This is a genomic window from Flavobacterium sp. N3904 (assembly GCF_025947305.1).
In the GTDB taxonomy this organism is placed as follows: Bacteria; Bacteroidota; Bacteroidia; order Flavobacteriales; family Flavobacteriaceae; genus Flavobacterium.
Genome location: NZ_CP110009.1, coordinates 3,179,271 through 3,196,584, shown reverse-complemented (window position 1 = coordinate 3,196,584; position 17,314 = coordinate 3,179,271). Strand labels below are relative to the sequence as shown.

The following is a 17,314-nucleotide window of genomic DNA, read 5'->3' as shown; positions in this document are numbered from 1 at the left end:
TTTTAATTTGAATATTTTTTTAAACAGCTAGATAGATAATTTTTGTGGAGTTAGTTTCAGCCACAAATTTCACAAATTTTCACAAATTCTTAACCGCAAAGTGCGCAAGGTTTTCCATCTTTAATTGTATTCCGCTAAGGTCGCAAAGCGTTGCGTTCTTTGCGTTTTTACAAAAGCCAAAAAAAACTTGCGTTCCTTGCGGTTAAAAATATAAAGTGGTCTATTTAGTTTTTGAATTTTTTAACAGGCTTTTCTGCTATTTCGGTTTTGTTTTGAAATACATAGTTGGCCAACAATTTTTCTATCAACTCGTCTTTGGTCAAGTGATGAAAAATGGTTTTTATTTTTGTCTTTAATTCGGCATCCAAGTCGTGGTTCGGTTTGGTCTTGAAGATTTGCTTCGCCCACAAAAGGGTGTTGTTTTCTTCGATACTCGCTACGGATGGTTTTTTGTATTTGGTAAATTGGATTCCCAATTCTTTTTCGAAATCGGCAATTTCGGCAACTTCTTCGGGTTGCAAAATAGTTAAAGAAAGTCCCTTGGCTCCTGCTCTAGCGGTTCTTCCGCTACGGTGTACATAGTTTTCATAGGTGTCGGGCAAATGATAATTGACTACATAGGAGATTTCCTTTACGTCGATTCCTCTCGCTGCCAAATCGGTAGCCACCAAAATATTGATGTGTCCCTCGCGGAATTGCTCCATGATACGGTCACGGATTCCTTGTGACAAACTGCCGTGCAAAGCACCTGATGAAAATCGGTTTATCGCCAGATTTTTGGCCAGTTTATTGACAGCGGCTTTGGTTTTGCAAAAAATAATACCGCGTTCTCCGTCTTTTGAATTCAAAAAATGCATCAAAACATCTAGTTTTTCTATAGGGTCTACCACAATATAGTGGTGATCGATTCCTTGATTACCGACGGTTTCCATACTTGCGCTTACCGTCACTACGTTTTTGTATAGGTAATTCTGGATTAACTGCTTGATGGTTCCGGGCATAGTTGCCGAAAACAAAAAGGTTCTGTATGTTTTGGGTAATTCGGTTATGATTTCGTCCAAAGCTTCTTTAAGGATGGAGACCATTTCATCGGCTTCGTCGAGAACGAGGAATTTTGTTTCCTTTAGGCTAATTGCTTTGCGTTGCAACAAATCGATTAATCGACCCGGAGTTGCCACGACGATATGCGTTGGAGCTTTTAATCGTTCGATTTGTGGTTTGATTGGGATTCCGCCACAAACGGCAGCTATAGAAACTTCGGGAAGGTACTTGGCGTAGCTTTCCAGATTAGTAAAAATTTGATGTCCCAATTCTCTTGTGGGAACCAATATAACGGCTTGTACACTGTCAGCCGTTGTGTCAATTAATTGCAATAAAGGCAATCCAAAAGCAGCGGTTTTTCCTGTTCCTGTTTTGGCAAGTCCCACAATATCGCTACTGTTTGATAACAATAACGGAATGGTTTTTTGCTGAATTTCGGTTGGGGTTACAATTCCCATTTCGGTAATCGCTTTTAGTATTCCTTTTGAAACTCCTAAATCTGAGAATTGTGCTGACATGCTTTTGTGTTTTTTTAATTTTATAAAAAATGGTGTTGATTACCACTTTGCTTTTTAGCCCCAATAGAAGGGAAAATCCTTTTTTTAGGCTATTTTTCTTAGCCTAAAAAAAGATTGGAATGATAGCGGGATTAGCTCCTGAAAAAACCTCACCCCAGCCCCTTCTCCATCCCGATAGCTCAATCTCATTAAGTTTACCGATCTCTCACTATACTTTTTCAAAATGTAACTCTCGCAAAGACGCAAAGACGCAAAGAAATAGGTTCTAAACTTTACGCCTTTGCGTCTTGGCGAGAAAAAACAAAGCTTAACTTAATGAGATTGCCCGATAGCTATCGGGAGAAAGTGGAGTTTGATGTATGTTCTTTACTGAATACTGACCACTTCCCTTAATCGGCTTCGTTCATGATTTTCTCACGATATTTCTTTCCGATTAACAAGGTCATTTTTAATCGATAATCATCAACCAACCATTCTCTGTAGTTTTTACTGCATTGACTCAAACATTTGGAATAGCGTTTGACACGGCATTCTATATCGGCTTCGAGTTCTTTTGATAGAGATTTTGCTTCTTGCAATTCCTCGGTATTGTCTACACACATCGCAGCGTGCTGATCGATGGATTTTTCAAGAACTACTTTGGATCTTAAATTTTGTGCAATGGCCATTTTATGTTCTTCGTCTACGTCAAAAGTTACATCTTCGGTTTTGCTGAATTTGGCACGTAATTCTGGTGGCATTGTATATTTGAAATACAATTCGATTTCCTGATCATCACGAAGGTTTTCCAAATAGAATTCTGGAGATTTAAAAATATGCTGCCAGTTTACCGGCTCACTCCACAAGCCAAAACGTGCGGCATTATTTCCCAAATCGATTACATTGAAGGTATCTTTATTGGGTAGTTTTCGAGATCCACGGCCAATCATTTGATAATATAAAGTCAATGATTTTGTGGCCCGGTTTAATATTATGGTTTCTACAGTGGGTTCGTCAAATCCTGTTGTCAAGATACCAACCGATGTTAAAATAGCATCAGGAGTATGTTTGAACCAATGTAAAATTTCTTTTCTTTCTTCGTTGTTGCTGGTATTATCCAAATGGCGAATGGCATATCCCGCTTCCCTAAACGTCTCGTAAACATAAAGCGATGTGTTGATACCGTTATTGAATATCAGGGTTTTTTTGCCCAATGATTTCTCGGTGTAAGCATGCAATAATTTCTCTTGCATGGCCATATTGGTATACAAATCGTCTGAAGATTTGACGGTGTAATCTCCATTGATACCAACCTTTAGCGATGTTAGACCTACATCATAACTATAAGTGATTGCTTTTGCCAAGAAACCATTTTCTATTAATGAACTGATAGTATCACCTACGATAAGTTCGTCATAGCTTTCGTGCATTGGCAATTTTATATTCGAACTCAATGGTGTTGCAGTCACTCCAAGTATGAATGCATTTTTGAAAGAGCTTAATAATTTTCTAAAGGAATTGTAGTGGGCTTCATCAATAATAACCAAACCTACATTGTCTAAATGCAGTTTTTCGTCATTGATACGGTTTTTCAAAGTTTCGACCATGGCCACAAAACAGGAATAGTCGTTTTGATCCGGAAGTTCTTTTACCTTACTGTTGATAATTTTGTTTTTTACATCAAACCCTTTTAGCATTTTTGAAGTTTGCTTACATAACTCAATACGATGCGTCAATACAACCACTTTCTTGTCATGTTGTGATAAATAACGGCGAACGATTTCGGAAAAAACTACCGTTTTCCCACCACCCGTAGGCAATTGGTACAGTAAATGGTGTTGTGGGGGAGCATTGTCTATACGCTCGAAGATGGCGTCAATATCTCCTTTTTGGTATGCGTAAAGTTCTTTTTTGTCTTCAATTTCTATTTCTAAAGTGTTTTGGTGCATTGTATTTTGTTGGATTTTTGCAAAAATACACCTAAAAAACAGTTTTTAAGCCAAAATTTATTTAAAAAATATAGGATGGATTAATTAATATTGATTTTAAATCAGTGTCCTAGTCTTCTAATAGTTCGATACAGGATTTAAAATCAGGCTCATTGTACCATTTCTGAAATAAAACTTGTTTGTGAATTGCTATAATTCGGGATTTGAATTCAGTCAAAATTGCATTCGATATTATAAATTTTACTGCCTGTTCAAAAGAATTAAACATGCTTTTGTAAAATAATTCCTGTTTGATTGGGTTTTCTGCAGCAAATGTTTGAGCTATTTCAATATTGTAAAGCATTACATCGGCAATAACAAACGGATCTACACCTAATAGTATAAAATGCTTAATATATTTGTGAGCCACCGAACGTCTCATTTTAGGTTTTTTTCTTTTGCCTCTTGTTTGCAGCGGAAAATATTCATGAAAGATTTTGAGTTTGCATTCCTGCAACAGTGTTTCTTCTTTGGGATTGAATACAAAATTATAATAGACTTTTACGGTACTGAATTTATCATACAATTCGAGAATTTGCTCTTCGAGTTGTTCTTTATTGAGTTCGTTCAGGTATTTTTTTAAATCACGTTTGCTCATTATCAAAGTTTAAGAATACAAAAGTAAATTACTTTTATAACGAATACCGCTAAAATCAATGTTATTACCTAATTTTGACCTTTATAATTGTAAAAAAAAACAAATGCTCAAGATTTTCAAGGTTACGGCCATCATAGAAGGAATAACTTATTTGGTATTAATTGCAAATATGTTGATTCTAAAAACCAATAACCCGGAACTTTATCAAACTATAGTACGTCCTTTTGGAATGGGACATGGCGCGTTATTTATTGGTTATGTGCTATTGGCCATTTTGCTTAGAAAATCGCAAAATTGGGATCTCAAAACTTTTGGAATTATATTGATTGCTTCGATAGTACCGTTTGGAACTTTTTATATCGAAAAAAAATACCTTTAGAACATGAACAAGCTCATTCATTCCATTTTTAGTTTCCTCTACCCTATTTTCAGAGATTGGGGAATGAGCAGAAGTTCTTCGACTTATTTGAGTTTGTTTTTTAATATAATTCTACTTTGTCTTCTGACGTATGGCGTCTATATTGTCTTCCGTTTTATTTTGGTAACTATAATGGCAATAGTTGCTCAAAGAACCAAGACAAGGTTTGATGATTTGCTGATAAGCAATAAGACAGCTAAATATATCGCGTATTTATTTCCTTTGTTTTTTATATTCAGATCAGTTCCCGTTATTTTGGACAAATTTGAATATTGGGAAGATGTCTTTGGGAAATTGGTTGGTATTTATATTGTATTGTTGATTTTATGGATAATCAGAACCATATTCAATTCGCTTAGGGATTATCTGAAATTGATTCCCAGATATAGCGATAAACCAATTGATAGCTTCATTCAGGTAATCATGATTGTACTTTGGATGTTTGGAATCACATTGATTATATCCAAATTATTTGACATTAATCAAAATGAATTATTGACCATTCTTGGAGCTGTTTCGGCAGTAATCATCTTGGTTTTTAGAGATACTATCTTGGGATTTGTAGCGAGTGTTCAGGTAGCAATAAATGACATGGTTCGAATAGGTGACTGGATAACTATGGACCGTTATGGCGCCGATGGTGATGTGATCGAAATTAATCTGGCGACGGTAAAAGTTCGAAATTTTGACAATACAACCACCACAATCCCAACTTATAGCTTAAGTTCTGATTCTTTTCAAAACTGGCGCGGAATGCTCAACTCAGATGGAAGACGCATCAAAAGGCATATTATAATCAAGGCCAACAGTATTCGGTTTTTGGAAGATCAGGAACTAATTGATCTGAAAAAGATCGACCTTTTGAGTACGTACATTGATACCCGAAAAACTGAAATTGACAACTACAATCGCGGGCATAAAATTGATAAAAGTTTACCAATAAACGGTCGAAACTTAACCAATTTGGGTTTGTTTCGAAAATATATTACTCAATATTTACAGCAATATCCAGGTTTAAATAAAGACATGCTGATGCTTTGTCGTCAATTGCAGCCTACACCTTATGGCGTTCCGCTAGAAGTATATGCTTTTTCTAAAGACAAACGTTTTGAAAACTATGAATACATCCAATCAGATATATTTGATCATATCATTGCTTCGGTTTCGTATTTTGATTTGGAAATTTTTGTAATGCCGTCTGAGAATGTTGTAAAGCCGTTGTAAATAATCTTGCTGTTTTTAGCTGATTCTATCTTTTACATACTCAATTTCAGTTTTGCCGTGTGCATTGGGTTTTCCATCGTCTCCTAAGTTAACCATTGTTGTGCTTGCGATAGTAATGATTGTTTCGCGTGTCATCATATTTCTGGCTTCACATATTAATTCGATAGAACTACGGCCAAATTTTACCACATCAATCCCAATTTCGATTATATCGCCCTGTCTCGCAGAACTTCTAAAATTAATTTCAGACATATGTTTGGTAACAATTCTGGAATTTTCCAATTGTATAATGGTGTACAAAGCCAATTCTTCATCAATCCAAGCCAATAATTTTCCTCCAAATAAAGTTCCATTGGGGTTTAAGTCTTCTGGTTTTACCCATTTTCTAGTATGAAATCGCATATTTTTTTATTTAATAATGCTAAAATAAGACTTTGCTAAGAGTAATTTTTATAATTTTAAAGAAAAAAAGATGAATCAGAGAGATAATTTTATAAAAGAATTTCGCGGGGAATCATTAGGAACAGTAAGCAATCAATCTTCTGCTGATGAGTTGTTTCAAAATGAAGTACTTAGACCAATTTTAAAATTACAGAATGATTTATTCATTGCTTCATTTTTAAACTATATCAGTAAATACAAAAGGGATTTTTATTCTAAAACTGTCGAAAATAAATTGGCTGTCATAGAAAATGCCATTCAAAAAGACATTAAGTTTAGAAATGCCCTCAAAGGTATGATTATAGGACTCTTCACTACTGAGGAATATGCACTTTATATCAAAAATTCTTCAAGTCTAAACAAACGAATGATGGGCTTACTTATCGAACGGCTAAAAAGTCAAATTCAGCTATTTGATATTGAGAGTTAATTCATTAATTATTGTGTTGTTTTAACGCAATGGAATTTTTATTTTGGTTAAATAAATTTTTTAACAAGATTTTTTAGCTATAAAATCTCAAATAGTTCTTCAATTCTACCATTTACTAAAAATAGAGATTCTTAAAACAATGCATTTCTTTCTGACTACTTGTTAATTGATGCTCTAATTTTTTTAAATAAATCAACAAAATGATAATAAAGTTGTGAATTATTAATTTATTGTAATTAATTAACATATAAAAAATCAATATGTTTCTTTTTTACTTATTATTGTATTGTATTGATAATTGTATTATTAGTAAAAATTACATAACATTTTTTAATAATCTGCAAATGGAAAGACGAGAGGCGTTAAAAAAGATTGCTTATTTGATGGGAGGAGCAATTTCTGTAACAACAATGAGTGTTTTGTTTGAGAGTTTTACCGTATTTGATGCTGAAAAGAATACCTATTTCTTTTCAGCCACGGATGAAGAAATTTTTGCCGAATTTTCAGAAATTATTTTACCCACCACTGCAAAATCACCAGGAGCAAAAGCTGCAGGTGTTGGTGCTTTTATTCCATTAGTTGTAAAAGATTGTTATCCTCCTCATCTACAGGAAGTTTTCAAAAACGGATATAACGATATGTTGTCCAAATGCAAAACTCAATTCAATAAAGAATTTCTGAGTCTCAGTAACGAAGAAAAAAATCAGCTTATGAATGAATTGAAGCAACAGGCTATCGATACCAACAAGCAGGCTTCCTTCTTTTTGATTGCCAGAGATTTGACACTATTGGGTTATTTTTCTTCGGAAATTGGTTGTACAATGGCTAGAGAATATTTGCCTATACCAGGAAAATATGATGGGAATGTAGAATACAAAACAGGTCAGAAAGCATGGGCAACATAATGTTGTGCACTTACAAACAAATTCCTTATTAATTCCAAAAAAAGAGACTCGTGAATATCAACACTGATTTAAAAAAACAAAATACTTATGACGCAATAGTTATAGGTTCGGGAATAAGTGGTGGATGGGCAGCCAAAGAATTAACAGAAAAAGGATTAAAAGTCCTAATGTTAGAACGTGGTATGAACATCGAACATATTAAAGATTATGATTCGGCCATGAAAGCTCCTTGGGAGATTCCATACGCAGGAAAGATGACAGAAGAACAAAAGCGAACCCATCCCGTACAAACAAGAGATTATCCATACAGCCAGGCCAATGAAAGCTGGTGGGTCAATGATTTGGAATGTCCCTATACCGAAGACAAGCGTTTTGATTGGTACAGAGGCTTTCATGTGGGAGGAAAATCATTAATGTGGGGACGTCAGAGCTATCGTTTAAGTGATTACAATTTTGAAGATAACGCCAAGGATGGTCATGGTAATGATTGGCCAATTCGATATAAAGATATTGCTCCTTGGTATGATTATGTTGAGAAATTTGCTGGGATTAGCGGTCAAAATGAAAATTGGCCTTTATTGCCCGACGGTCAATTTTTGCCGCCTATGGATATGAATTGTGTCGAAAAATCAGTGAAAGAGCGCATTGAAAAACATTATAATAAATCAAGGATTTTAACTATTGGCCGAACTGCAAATCTTACAGTGCCGCATTTGGGCAGAGGTAGTTGTCAGTATAGAAATTTATGCAGCAGAGGTTGTCCATTTGGAGCCTATTTCAGTACCCAGTCTTCAACATTGCCAGCAGCTATGGCTACGAAAAAACTAACAGTTCGCCCCTACTCGATTGTCAATCATATCATTTATGACAAAGAAACCAAAAAAGCCAAAGGCGTAATGGTTATTGATGCTCAGACCAATGAAAGCATGGAGTTTTATGCAAAAATCGTTTTTGTAAATGGATCTACTCTAGGTTCGACTTTTGTATTATTGAATTCGACTTCTGAGGCTCATCCAAATGGATTGGGCAATAGTAGCGGGCAATTGGGGCATAATTTAATGGATCATCACTTCAGGTGCGGTGCTGAAGGAAGCGCTGAAGGATTTGAAGACAAATACACTTATGGGAGAAGAGCCAATGGCATTTACATTCCAAGATACCAAAATTTTAATGGAGACAAACGGGACTATTTGCGTGGCTTTGGATATCAAGGCGCAGCAAGTAGAGGAAACTGGCATAAAGAAGTGGCCGAATTGGATTTTGGTGGCGATTTCAAAGAAACGCTATCACGACCAGCTGACTCATGGACAATGGGATTAGGTGGCTTTGGAGAAATGCTTCCTTACTACGAAAATAAAGTTTATATAGATCATTCTAAAAAAGACAAATGGGGGCAACCGGTATTGGCAATTGACTGCGAATACAAAGAAAACGAAGCGAAAATGCGTGAGGATATGATGTATGACGCTGCCGAAATGCTTGAAGCTGCAGGTATGAAAAATATAAAACCTTATGATAACGGTTGTTATCCCGGAATGACTATTCACGAAATGGGAACTGCCCGTATGGGAAATGATCCGAAAGAATCGGTGTTGAACAAATGGAATCAAATGCATGAAGTGAGCAATGTATTTGTTACTGATGGTTCTTGCATGCCCTCAAGTGCTTGTCAAAATCCTTCGTTAACGTACATGGCTTTAACGGCTAGAGCTTGTGATTATGCAGTAAAAGAATTAAAGAAAAAAAATATTTAAATTTTTGATTAATCAATTATGAAAAAATTAAAAATGGGAATGATTGGCGGCGGCAAAACTGCTTTTATTGGAGCAGTACATCGCATTGCAGCCAACATGGATGGATTAATCGAATTGCATTGTGGTGCTTTTAGTTCCAATCCGGAGTTGTCCCTTGAATCTGGTCAAGAATTAGGCTTGCGAGAAGAAAAATGTTATGAATCTTATATTAAAATGATTGAGACAGAAGCAAAATTATCTCCAAAAGACAGAATGGATTTTGTTTCGATAGTGACTCCAAATCATGCGCACTTTGCTCCTGCTATGTTAGCATTAGAAAATGGTTTCCATGTTGTATTGGACAAACCGATGACGTTGACCTTGGCTGAAGCTAAATTATTAGAGCAAAAAGTAAAAGAAACTGGGCTCTATTTGTGTTTAACGCACACTTACTCTGGCTATCCAATGGTGAAACAAGCCCGAAACATGATAGCTGAAAATGATTTTGGAACCATTCGAAAAATAATGGTAGAATATCCTCAAGGCTGGTTGAGCACTGATTTTGAAAACGGTGGAAACAAACAGGCAGTTTGGAGAACAGATCCATCAAAAAGCGGTATTAGTGGTTGTATGGGAGACATTGGAACTCATGCGGCTCATTTAGCCGAATACATTTCAGGATTAAAAATCACACAACTTTGTGCTGATATTAATACTGTAGTTGCCAACAGAAGACTGGATGACGATGGAAATGTATTACTTAAATTTGAAAATGGCGCCAATGGAGTTTTGGTAGCAAGCCAAATTGCAGCTGGTGAAGAAAACAGTTTAAAAATCAAAGTTTATGGCGAAAAAGGAGGTTTAGAATGGCATCAAATGGAACCGAACACTTTGATAGTTAAATGGCTAGACTCTCCTACTCAATTGTATCGTACCGGAAATGGATATTTATCAGCAATAGCGGCTTTTAATACTCGAATTCCAAGTGGACATCCAGAAGGATATTTGGAAGCTTTTGGGAATTTATACAAAAACTTTGCTTTGACTTTACAATCAAAATTAGAAGCCAAAGAACCAACAGCAAGTATGCTTGATTTTCCAACAGCAAAAGATGGTGTTCGAGGAATGGCTTTTGTAGAAAATGTAATCGCTTCAGGGAAATCAACTCAAAAATGGACTGAATTTAAAATTTAAATCGAATCAAATGACCACAATGCAAGGACCTGCGGTTTTTTTAGCGCAATTTATTTCTGACGAAGCTCCTTTTAATTCTTTGGAAGGAATTTGCCAATGGGCCGCCAATTTAGATTTTAAAGGGATTCAAATACCAACTCTGGATTCTCGATTTATTGATTTGAAAAAAGCCGCCGAAAGCAAGACTTATGCTGATGAACTTACAGGAATTGTTGGCTCCTATGGATTAAAAATATCTGAACTTTCTACCCATTTACAAGGTCAGTTGGTTGCCGTTCATCCTGCCTATGATGATTTTTTTGATGGATTTGCACCACAAGCCTTGCGTGGCAATCCAAAAGCAAGACAAGAATGGGCGGTGCAACAATTACATTATGCAGCAAAAGCATCTCAAAATTTAGGACTTAATGCTCACGCTACTTTCAGCGGTTCGCTATTATGGCAATATTTCCACCCTTGGCCTCAGCGCCCACCAGGTTTAATTGAAGATGGATTCAAAGAATTGGCTAAACGTTGGCTGCCAATCCTCAATGAATTTGACAATAATGGCGTAGATGTTTGCTACGAAATCCATCCCGGTGAGGATCTATTTGATGGTGAAACTTACGAAATGTTTCTCAAAGCGGTAAACAATCATCAACGCGCTTGTATTTTGTATGATCCTTCACATTTTGTACTCCAACAATTGGATTACATTCAATACATCGATTTTTATCATGAACGAATCAAAGCTTTCCATGTGAAAGATGCTGAATTTAACCCAACAGGGAAACAAGGAACTTTTGGTGGCTATCAAAGTTGGCTGAATCGTGCAGGACGGTATCGTTCGCCTGGTGATGGACAAATTGATTTCAAAACCATTTTTAGCAAATTAGCACAATATGATTATAAAGGTTGGGCAGTAATGGAATGGGAATGCTGTTTGAAAAACCAAGAAGATGGAGCCCGTGAAGGAGCCGAATTTATAAAAAAACATATTATTAAAGTGACTGATAAAGCTTTTGATGATTTTGCAGCGGTTGAAACCAATACACTGCTTAACAGGAAAAATTTAGGAATATAAAATTAATCGAGTAATATGAAAACTAAAATTTTAGCAGCACTAATAGCTTTAGGAGCTTTAAGTTCTTTTTCGGATTTTGAAACAGTTCCAACACAATATAATAGTATCAAAAATGAAACCCAACAGTCCGAAGGCGAAAAAATAATGGCCAAACAAGATTGTGCCACTTGCCATAAAATAGACAAAAAAGTAATTGGCCCCTCCTTTTTAGATATTGCAAAAAAATATCCAATGAATGATAAAAACATTAACTATTTATCGGATAAAATTATTAAAGGAGGTTCTGGAGTTTGGGGTTCTATACCTATGGCAGCTCATGCTTCATTAAAAAAAGACGATGCAAAAAAAATTGCCAAATACATTTTATCATTGAATAAATAAATTGAATTTTTATGAATCAAGACCTTAATCAAAAAAAAGAACCGGAATCTATTGTTCGCAGGGATTTTCTAAAAAAAGGAGCACTAGCAACAGCAGCATTCATGATTATTCCACGACATGTCATGGGAAGAGGTTTTGTTGCGCCTAGTGATCGATTATTAATCGCCAGTATTGGTGTTGGAGGAAAAGGAAGGTCAGATGTTGCATCGTTTGAGAAAAGTGGTCTTGCAAACGTTGCATTTTTATGCGATGTTGACACTAGAAGAGCTGCTGATAGTGTAAAAGCTTTACCTAAAGCCAAATTTTACAAGGATTGGCGGGAAATGTTTGATAAAGAGCATAAAAACTTTGATGCAGTTTCCGTTTCTACACCCGATCATAATCATGCTATTCAAGCCTTTTCGGCTATGCAGTTGGGCAAACATGTGTATGTGCAAAAACCGATGGCTCATGATATTTATGAAGCCCATATGATGACATTGGCTGCAGCCCGTTATAAAGTTGTAACACAGATGGGTAATCAAGGATCATCCAATGATGGCACTCGAATTCTAAAAGAATGGTACGATGCCGATTTGATTGGAGATGTTCACACCGTTTATGCTTGGACCGATAGACCTGTTTGGCCGCAAGGCATTCCATGGTCAACAGCCAAAACAGAAATTCCTAAAGAACTGGATTGGGATTTATGGTTGGGAACTGCTCCAAACAAAAATTATGTAGACAAATTAGTGCCATTCAACTGGCGCGGCTGGTGGGATTATGGAACTGGTGCATTGGGCGATATGGGATGCCATTTAATGGAAGCACCCTTCTCAGTATTAAATCTAAAATATGCCAAAGACGTTCAGTGTAGTGTAGGTTCTGTTTATGTAGATGAATTCAAAAGAGGTTATTTTCCAGAAAGTTGTCCTCCTTCTAGTCATGTGGTATTGACATTTCCAAAAACAGATAAAACGAAAGGCGATATCAAAATGCATTGGATGGATGGAGGCATTCAACCAGAACGTCCAGAAGAATTAGGAGCAAACGAAATCTTTGGTGATGGTGGAAATGGTACTTTGTTCATTGGAACCAAAGGAAAAATGATTTGTGACACTTATAGTGAAAATCCAAGATTATTGCCTTTAAGCCGCAATGAAAATCTAAAAATAGCTGAAAAATATCCTCGAGTAAAAGATGGTGCCAGTGGTCATCAAAAACAATGGATAGAAGGTTGTATCGCAGGATATGGCAAAAAAGAATTGAGTTCTCCATTTGAAATTGCCGGCCCTTTGACAGAAGCTTTATTAATGGCCAATCTTGCCGTAAGAGGTTATGATTTACACAAAGAAGTATTAGGCGAAGAGGTGTATCCGGGTCGTTCGGTTAAACTTCTTTGGGATAATGAAGCCAAAAAAGTAACCAATATAGATGATGTCAATCAATTTGTTAAACGTAATTATCGAGAAGGTTGGAAAAACCTAAGTTTTTAAAAAAATAAAATTAAATAGTAAACCCATGAAATCGCCATGATTCTAAAATACAAACAAAAATGAAGAATGACGATTCCATATTCCAATAAAAAACAAATATTATCTATTATGAAAAAAATAATAACAACAGTATTAGTCTTCACTTTATTTCAAACTATGCAAGCTCAAAAAGGATTTAAACCTCTTTTTGACGGAAAAACAACAACAGGTTGGCATACTTACGGCAAAACTAACGTTAATGACGGGTGGAAAGTTGAGGATGGCGTTTTGCATTTTGATCCAGAGGCAGCCAAAAATGGTCAAGGAGGAGATTTAGTAACTGATGCGGAATATGAAAATTTTCATTTAAAAGTAGACTGGAAAGTAGCTCCGAATGCCAACAGTGGAATTATTTTTTACATTAATGAAAATCCTGCAAAATATAAAAACACGTATGAAACTGGTTTAGAAATGCAAGTTTTAGATAATGATGGTCATCCGGACGGAAAAATAACCAAACATCGTGCTGGAGATTTATACGATTTAATTCAAAGTAAATCAGAACCAGTAAAACCGGTTGGAGAATGGAATACAGCCGAAATTGTTTGTAAAAACGGGAAGTTGACTTACGTTTTAAACGGAGTTATTGTTATTGAAACAACTCTTTGGGATGACAACTTTAAAGCATTGGTTGCAGGAAGCAAATTTGCTGCTTGGCCAGGTTTTGGAACGTTTAAAAAAGGAAAAATTGCTTTGCAGGATCACGGCAATAATGTGTGGTATCGTAACATCATGATTAAAGAATGGAATACGATGGAAACAACAACTGGCTGCAAATAATAGCTCTAAAACAAACTTAACCAAAAATCAACCTCTCTTTTTATGAATACAACTATCCGCATTAAATTATCTGTAATGATGTTTCTGGAATTTTTTATTTGGGGGGCATGGTTTGTCACTCTTGGTACTTTTTTAGGAAACAATTTAAAAGCTTCTGGTTCAGAAACGGCAGCAGTTTTTTCCACTCAATCATGGGGAGCGATCATTGCGCCTTTTATTATTGGTTTGATTGCAGATCGATATTTTAATGCGGAGAAAATCTTAGGTATTTTGCATTTAGCGGGTGCATTTTTGATGCATCAAATGTATCAATCGGCAGATGTTGGGTCATTTTATATCTATGTGTTGAGTTATATGGTTTTGTACATGCCTACATTGGCATTGGTAAATTCAGTGGCATTCAATCAAATGAAAGATCCGGAGAAAGAGTTTGCCAATATTAGAGTTTGGGGAACTATTGGTTGGATTTTAGCAGGATTGTCTATTAGTTTCTTGTTTCATTGGGATTCTGCAGAAGCTGTTACTAATGGATTACTTAAAAACACATTTCTTTTGGCCGGAATTGCAGCTTTGGTTTTAGGTTTGTTAAGTTTTACATTGCCTAAAACACCTCCAAAAGTTAGTGAAGAAAAAATTAAAATTGGGGATTTTATTGGTCTTGATGCTTTAAAACTTTTAAAAGATAAAAATTTCTTAATATTTTTTATTTCATCCATTCTAATTTGTATTCCGTTGGCTTTTTATTATCAAAATGCACATCCATTTTTGACTGCTGCCGGAGTTGAAAATCCAACCGGAAAAATGGCAATTGGACAAATATCCGAAGCCTTATTTTTATTGTTTATTCCGGTGTTTTTTGCCCGATTTGGATTTAAGAAAACAATTCTGGTGGGAATGCTCGCTTGGGCTGTTCGCTATGTTTTATTTGCTTATGGCAATGGTACCGATTTGAGTTTCATGCTTATTCTTGGAATCGCTTTGCACGGAATTTGCTATGATTTCTTTTTTGTTTCCGGACAAATTTATACGAATTCAAAAGCAGGAGAAAAATACAAAAGTTCCGCTCAAGGATTGATAACGTTAGCCACTTATGGTATTGGAATGTTAATTGGTTTTGCAGTTGCGGGTTGGATTACAGATAATTACAAAACTGTTGATGGGGCAATCAACTGGCAAATGGTTTGGATAATACCTGCAGGAATTGCTTTTGCAGTGTTCTTGATTTTTGCTCTTTTATTTCAAGATAAAAACAAAACACAAGATGAAATTTCAGCATTTTAAAAGCAGAAAAAATGAGTGCCAATTTTGATAGAAGATCGGCTATAAAAGGAATTCTTGCAGGAACAGTAACTTTAGGAATTTCAACTGGCTTTGCATCAGTTTTGACCTCTTCGGAAGAGGAATCAAAATTAGTTTCGAATATATTAAAAGGAAGAATTAAACATTCGGTAGCTCGTTGGTGTTTCAATGATTTTGATTTAGAAACACTTTGCTTTGAGGCAGAAAAAATAGGAATTACCGGAATTGATTTGGTAGGACCAAAAGATTGGTCAACCTTAAAAAAGTACAATCTAGTTTCTTCAATGTGTAATGGTGCCGAATTGAATTTGGTAGATGGCTTTAATGACACCGAATTTCATGAACAACTGATTAAAAATTATACTGAAATGATTCCTTTAGTTGCTGAAGCGGGTTACAAAAACTTGATTTGCTTTAGCGGAAGCAGAAGAGGAAAAACAGATGAGGAAGGCTGGAATAATTGTGTGCTTGGATTGAAAACATTGATACCATTGGCCGAAAAACATAAAGTAACCTTGGTTATGGAGCTACAGAACAGTAAGATTGATCACAAAGATTATCAATGTGATAAAACCTATTGGGGAGTAGAATTGGTGAAACGAATCAATTCTGAAAATTTTAAACTGCTGTATGATATTTACCATATGCAAATTGATGAGGGTGACGTAATTCGAAATATCAAAGAAAATCACAACTACATTGCCCATTATCATACTGGAGGAGTTCCTGGCCGTAACGAAATTGATGAAACCCAAGAGCTCAATTACAGTGCTATAATGAAAGCCATTGCAGATACTGGTTTTTCAGGTTATGTGGGGCAAGAGTTTATTCCAAAACAAAAAGATAAAATAGCCTCTTTGAAAAAGGCAATTGAAATTTGTGATATTTAATTTTTATAAAAAGTAAAAACAATGATAAAAAGAAGAGATTTTATAATAAACAGCGGTTTGGCATTAGGCGCATTGGCAATAGCCCCTTCCCTTGCCTTTTCAATTAAACCAAAAAATATTGGTCTTCAATTGTATACTTTGAGAGAGTCGTTCTCTACAGACGTAAAAGGAGTTTTGGAACAAGTTGCTAAGACTGGATATAAAGAAGTGGAAACTTATGGATACTCTGCTGAAAAAGGATTTTTTGGTACTTCGCCAAAAGATTTCAAAAAGATTCTTAATGATAATGGACTAAAAGCACCAAGCGGTCATTATGATTTTAAATCGTTTATAAAAGACAATAATGCCGATTTTCTGAAGTCATCTATCGAATGTGCAAATCAACTAGGAAGTGAATATGTAGTTATTCCGTGGTTAGCAGAAGACTTAAGAAGTAAGTTGGACGATTACAAACTAATTGCCCAAAAAGCAAACGAGGCAGCCGTTTTGTGCAAACAAGCGGGATTAAAATTAGCGTATCACAATCATGATTTTGAGTTCAAGAAGTTTGGCAATCAAATAGGATATGATATTTTATTGCAAGAAACAGATAAAAAATTAGTGGATTTTGAATTGGATTTGTATTGGGTTGTCCGTTCAGGAAATGACCCCTTGCAATTGTTTAAAACAAATCCTGGGCGATTTAAAATGTGGCATGTAAAAGATATGGATAAATCAAAAGTAGAATGGAATACTGAAATTGGAGAAGGAAGTATCAACTTTAAAGCGATTTTTGCTGAAGCCAAACTTTCTGGAATGCAATACTTTTTTGTAGAACAAGAAACGAATTATTCTCCAAATCCAACTAACTCTATTAAAACAAGTTGGGAATATGTATCCAAAGAATTAATCTAAAACAAAAGCCTCAGCAGAAATAAA

17 protein-coding genes are annotated in these 17,314 nt (G+C 35.5%); 13 read left to right on the top strand and 4 right to left on the bottom strand.

The genetic code is table 11. The features are described from left to right. Positions 1 to 224: 224 nt before the first annotated feature. The 3 genes from OLM57_RS13530 to OLM57_RS13520 form a co-directional block, all read right to left on the bottom strand. Positions 225 to 1,559: a DEAD/DEAH box helicase gene (locus OLM57_RS13530; RefSeq protein ID WP_264564225.1), complete on the bottom strand. Its 1,335-nt coding sequence runs from the start codon at positions 1,557 to 1,559 to the stop codon at positions 225 to 227. Positions 1,560 to 1,948: 389 nt separating this feature from the next. Beyond that, the gene (locus OLM57_RS13525) at positions 1,949 to 3,487 is read right to left on the bottom strand and encodes a DEAD/DEAH box helicase (protein WP_264564224.1); all 1,539 of its coding nucleotides are present in this window, start codon (positions 3,485 to 3,487) and stop codon (positions 1,949 to 1,951) included. 109 nt (positions 3,488 to 3,596) lie between these two features. Continuing rightward, entirely contained in the window at positions 3,597 to 4,124 is a 528-nt protein-coding gene (locus tag OLM57_RS13520) for a DUF6155 family protein (RefSeq protein ID WP_264564223.1), read from the bottom strand. 103 nt (positions 4,125 to 4,227) lie between these two features. Between OLM57_RS13520 and OLM57_RS13515 the strand changes: the two genes are divergently transcribed. Together OLM57_RS13515 and OLM57_RS13510 are read left to right on the top strand one after the other, a co-directional pair. Further along, positions 4,228 to 4,503, top strand: coding sequence for a DUF3817 domain-containing protein (locus tag OLM57_RS13515; protein ID WP_264564222.1), 276 nt, complete (start codon positions 4,228 to 4,230; stop codon positions 4,501 to 4,503). A gap of 3 nt (positions 4,504 to 4,506) precedes the next feature. Continuing rightward, entirely contained in the window at positions 4,507 to 5,766 is a 1,260-nt protein-coding gene (locus OLM57_RS13510) for a mechanosensitive ion channel family protein (RefSeq protein ID WP_264564221.1), read from the top strand. Positions 5,767 to 5,781: 15 nt separating this feature from the next. Here the strand turns inward: OLM57_RS13510 and OLM57_RS13505 are convergent, their stop codons facing one another. Next, positions 5,782 to 6,168, bottom strand: coding sequence for an acyl-CoA thioesterase (locus OLM57_RS13505; RefSeq protein WP_264564220.1), 387 nt, complete (start codon positions 6,166 to 6,168; stop codon positions 5,782 to 5,784). A gap of 70 nt (positions 6,169 to 6,238) precedes the next feature. On the opposite strand from OLM57_RS13505, the gene OLM57_RS13500 reads away from it, so the two are divergent. The 11 genes from OLM57_RS13500 to OLM57_RS13450 all read left to right on the top strand — a co-directional run bounded on the left by OLM57_RS13500 (position 6,239) and on the right by OLM57_RS13450 (position 17,290). After that, complete coding sequence (locus OLM57_RS13500) at positions 6,239 to 6,637, top strand: glyoxalase (protein ID WP_264564219.1); 399 nt, start codon at positions 6,239 to 6,241, stop codon at positions 6,635 to 6,637. Positions 6,638 to 6,981: 344 nt separating this feature from the next. Continuing rightward, a complete protein-coding gene (locus OLM57_RS13495) occupies positions 6,982 to 7,542 on the top strand; it encodes a gluconate 2-dehydrogenase subunit 3 family protein (protein WP_264564218.1) in 561 nt (186 codons plus the stop codon). A gap of 50 nt (positions 7,543 to 7,592) precedes the next feature. Then, positions 7,593 to 9,296, top strand: a complete 1,704-nt coding sequence (locus OLM57_RS13490) for a GMC oxidoreductase (protein ID WP_264564217.1) — start codon at positions 7,593 to 7,595, stop codon at positions 9,294 to 9,296. An 18-nt stretch (positions 9,297 to 9,314) separates the two neighbouring features. After that, on the top strand, positions 9,315 to 10,469 hold the full coding sequence (locus OLM57_RS13485; protein ID WP_264564216.1) for a Gfo/Idh/MocA family protein: 1,155 nt from the start codon (positions 9,315 to 9,317) through the stop codon (positions 10,467 to 10,469). A 10-nt stretch (positions 10,470 to 10,479) separates the two neighbouring features. Further along, on the top strand, positions 10,480 to 11,532 hold the full coding sequence (locus tag OLM57_RS13480) for a sugar phosphate isomerase/epimerase family protein (protein WP_264564215.1): 1,053 nt from the start codon (positions 10,480 to 10,482) through the stop codon (positions 11,530 to 11,532). Between the two features lie 15 nt (positions 11,533 to 11,547). Continuing rightward, positions 11,548 to 11,913, top strand: coding sequence for a c-type cytochrome (locus OLM57_RS13475; protein WP_264564214.1), 366 nt, complete (start codon positions 11,548 to 11,550; stop codon positions 11,911 to 11,913). 11 nt (positions 11,914 to 11,924) lie between these two features. Next, entirely contained in the window at positions 11,925 to 13,388 is a 1,464-nt protein-coding gene (locus OLM57_RS13470; RefSeq protein ID WP_264564213.1) for a Gfo/Idh/MocA family protein, read from the top strand. A 108-nt stretch (positions 13,389 to 13,496) separates the two neighbouring features. Further along, a complete protein-coding gene (locus OLM57_RS13465; RefSeq protein WP_264564212.1) occupies positions 13,497 to 14,207 on the top strand; it encodes a DUF1080 domain-containing protein in 711 nt (236 codons plus the stop codon). Positions 14,208 to 14,249: 42 nt separating this feature from the next. Further along, complete coding sequence (locus tag OLM57_RS13460) at positions 14,250 to 15,488, top strand: nucleoside permease (RefSeq protein ID WP_264564211.1); 1,239 nt, start codon at positions 14,250 to 14,252, stop codon at positions 15,486 to 15,488. Positions 15,489 to 15,499: 11 nt separating this feature from the next. Further along, on the top strand, positions 15,500 to 16,396 hold the full coding sequence (locus tag OLM57_RS13455; RefSeq protein WP_264564210.1) for a hydroxypyruvate isomerase family protein: 897 nt from the start codon (positions 15,500 to 15,502) through the stop codon (positions 16,394 to 16,396). Between the two features lie 21 nt (positions 16,397 to 16,417). Further along, a complete protein-coding gene (locus OLM57_RS13450) occupies positions 16,418 to 17,290 on the top strand; it encodes a sugar phosphate isomerase/epimerase family protein (protein WP_264564209.1) in 873 nt (290 codons plus the stop codon). Positions 17,291 to 17,314: the final 24 nt, after the last annotated feature.

Bases quoted from the DNA above. Each gene is read 5' to 3' on its own strand.
- OLM57_RS13530 (WP_264564225.1), bottom strand. From the start codon at position 1,559: ATGTCAGCACAATTCTCAGATTTAGGAGTTTCAAAAGGAATACTAAAA.
- OLM57_RS13525 (WP_264564224.1), bottom strand. From the start codon at position 3,487: ATGCACCAAAACACTTTAGAAATAGAAATTGAAGACAAAAAAGAACTT.
- OLM57_RS13520 (WP_264564223.1), bottom strand. From the start codon at position 4,124: ATGAGCAAACGTGATTTAAAAAAATACCTGAACGAACTCAATAAAGAA.
- OLM57_RS13515 (WP_264564222.1), top strand. From the start codon at position 4,228: ATGCTCAAGATTTTCAAGGTTACGGCCATCATAGAAGGAATAACTTAT.
- OLM57_RS13510 (WP_264564221.1), top strand. From the start codon at position 4,507: ATGAACAAGCTCATTCATTCCATTTTTAGTTTCCTCTACCCTATTTTC.
- OLM57_RS13505 (WP_264564220.1), bottom strand. From the start codon at position 6,168: ATGCGATTTCATACTAGAAAATGGGTAAAACCAGAAGACTTAAACCCC.
- OLM57_RS13500 (WP_264564219.1), top strand. From the start codon at position 6,239: ATGAATCAGAGAGATAATTTTATAAAAGAATTTCGCGGGGAATCATTA.
- OLM57_RS13495 (WP_264564218.1), top strand. From the start codon at position 6,982: ATGGAAAGACGAGAGGCGTTAAAAAAGATTGCTTATTTGATGGGAGGA.
- OLM57_RS13485 (WP_264564216.1), top strand. From the start codon at position 9,315: ATGAAAAAATTAAAAATGGGAATGATTGGCGGCGGCAAAACTGCTTTT.
- OLM57_RS13480 (WP_264564215.1), top strand. From the start codon at position 10,480: ATGACCACAATGCAAGGACCTGCGGTTTTTTTAGCGCAATTTATTTCT.
- OLM57_RS13475 (WP_264564214.1), top strand. From the start codon at position 11,548: ATGAAAACTAAAATTTTAGCAGCACTAATAGCTTTAGGAGCTTTAAGT.
- OLM57_RS13470 (WP_264564213.1), top strand. From the start codon at position 11,925: ATGAATCAAGACCTTAATCAAAAAAAAGAACCGGAATCTATTGTTCGC.
- OLM57_RS13465 (WP_264564212.1), top strand. From the start codon at position 13,497: ATGAAAAAAATAATAACAACAGTATTAGTCTTCACTTTATTTCAAACT.
- OLM57_RS13460 (WP_264564211.1), top strand. From the start codon at position 14,250: ATGAATACAACTATCCGCATTAAATTATCTGTAATGATGTTTCTGGAA.
- OLM57_RS13455 (WP_264564210.1), top strand. From the start codon at position 15,500: ATGAGTGCCAATTTTGATAGAAGATCGGCTATAAAAGGAATTCTTGCA.
- OLM57_RS13450 (WP_264564209.1), top strand. From the start codon at position 16,418: ATGATAAAAAGAAGAGATTTTATAATAAACAGCGGTTTGGCATTAGGC.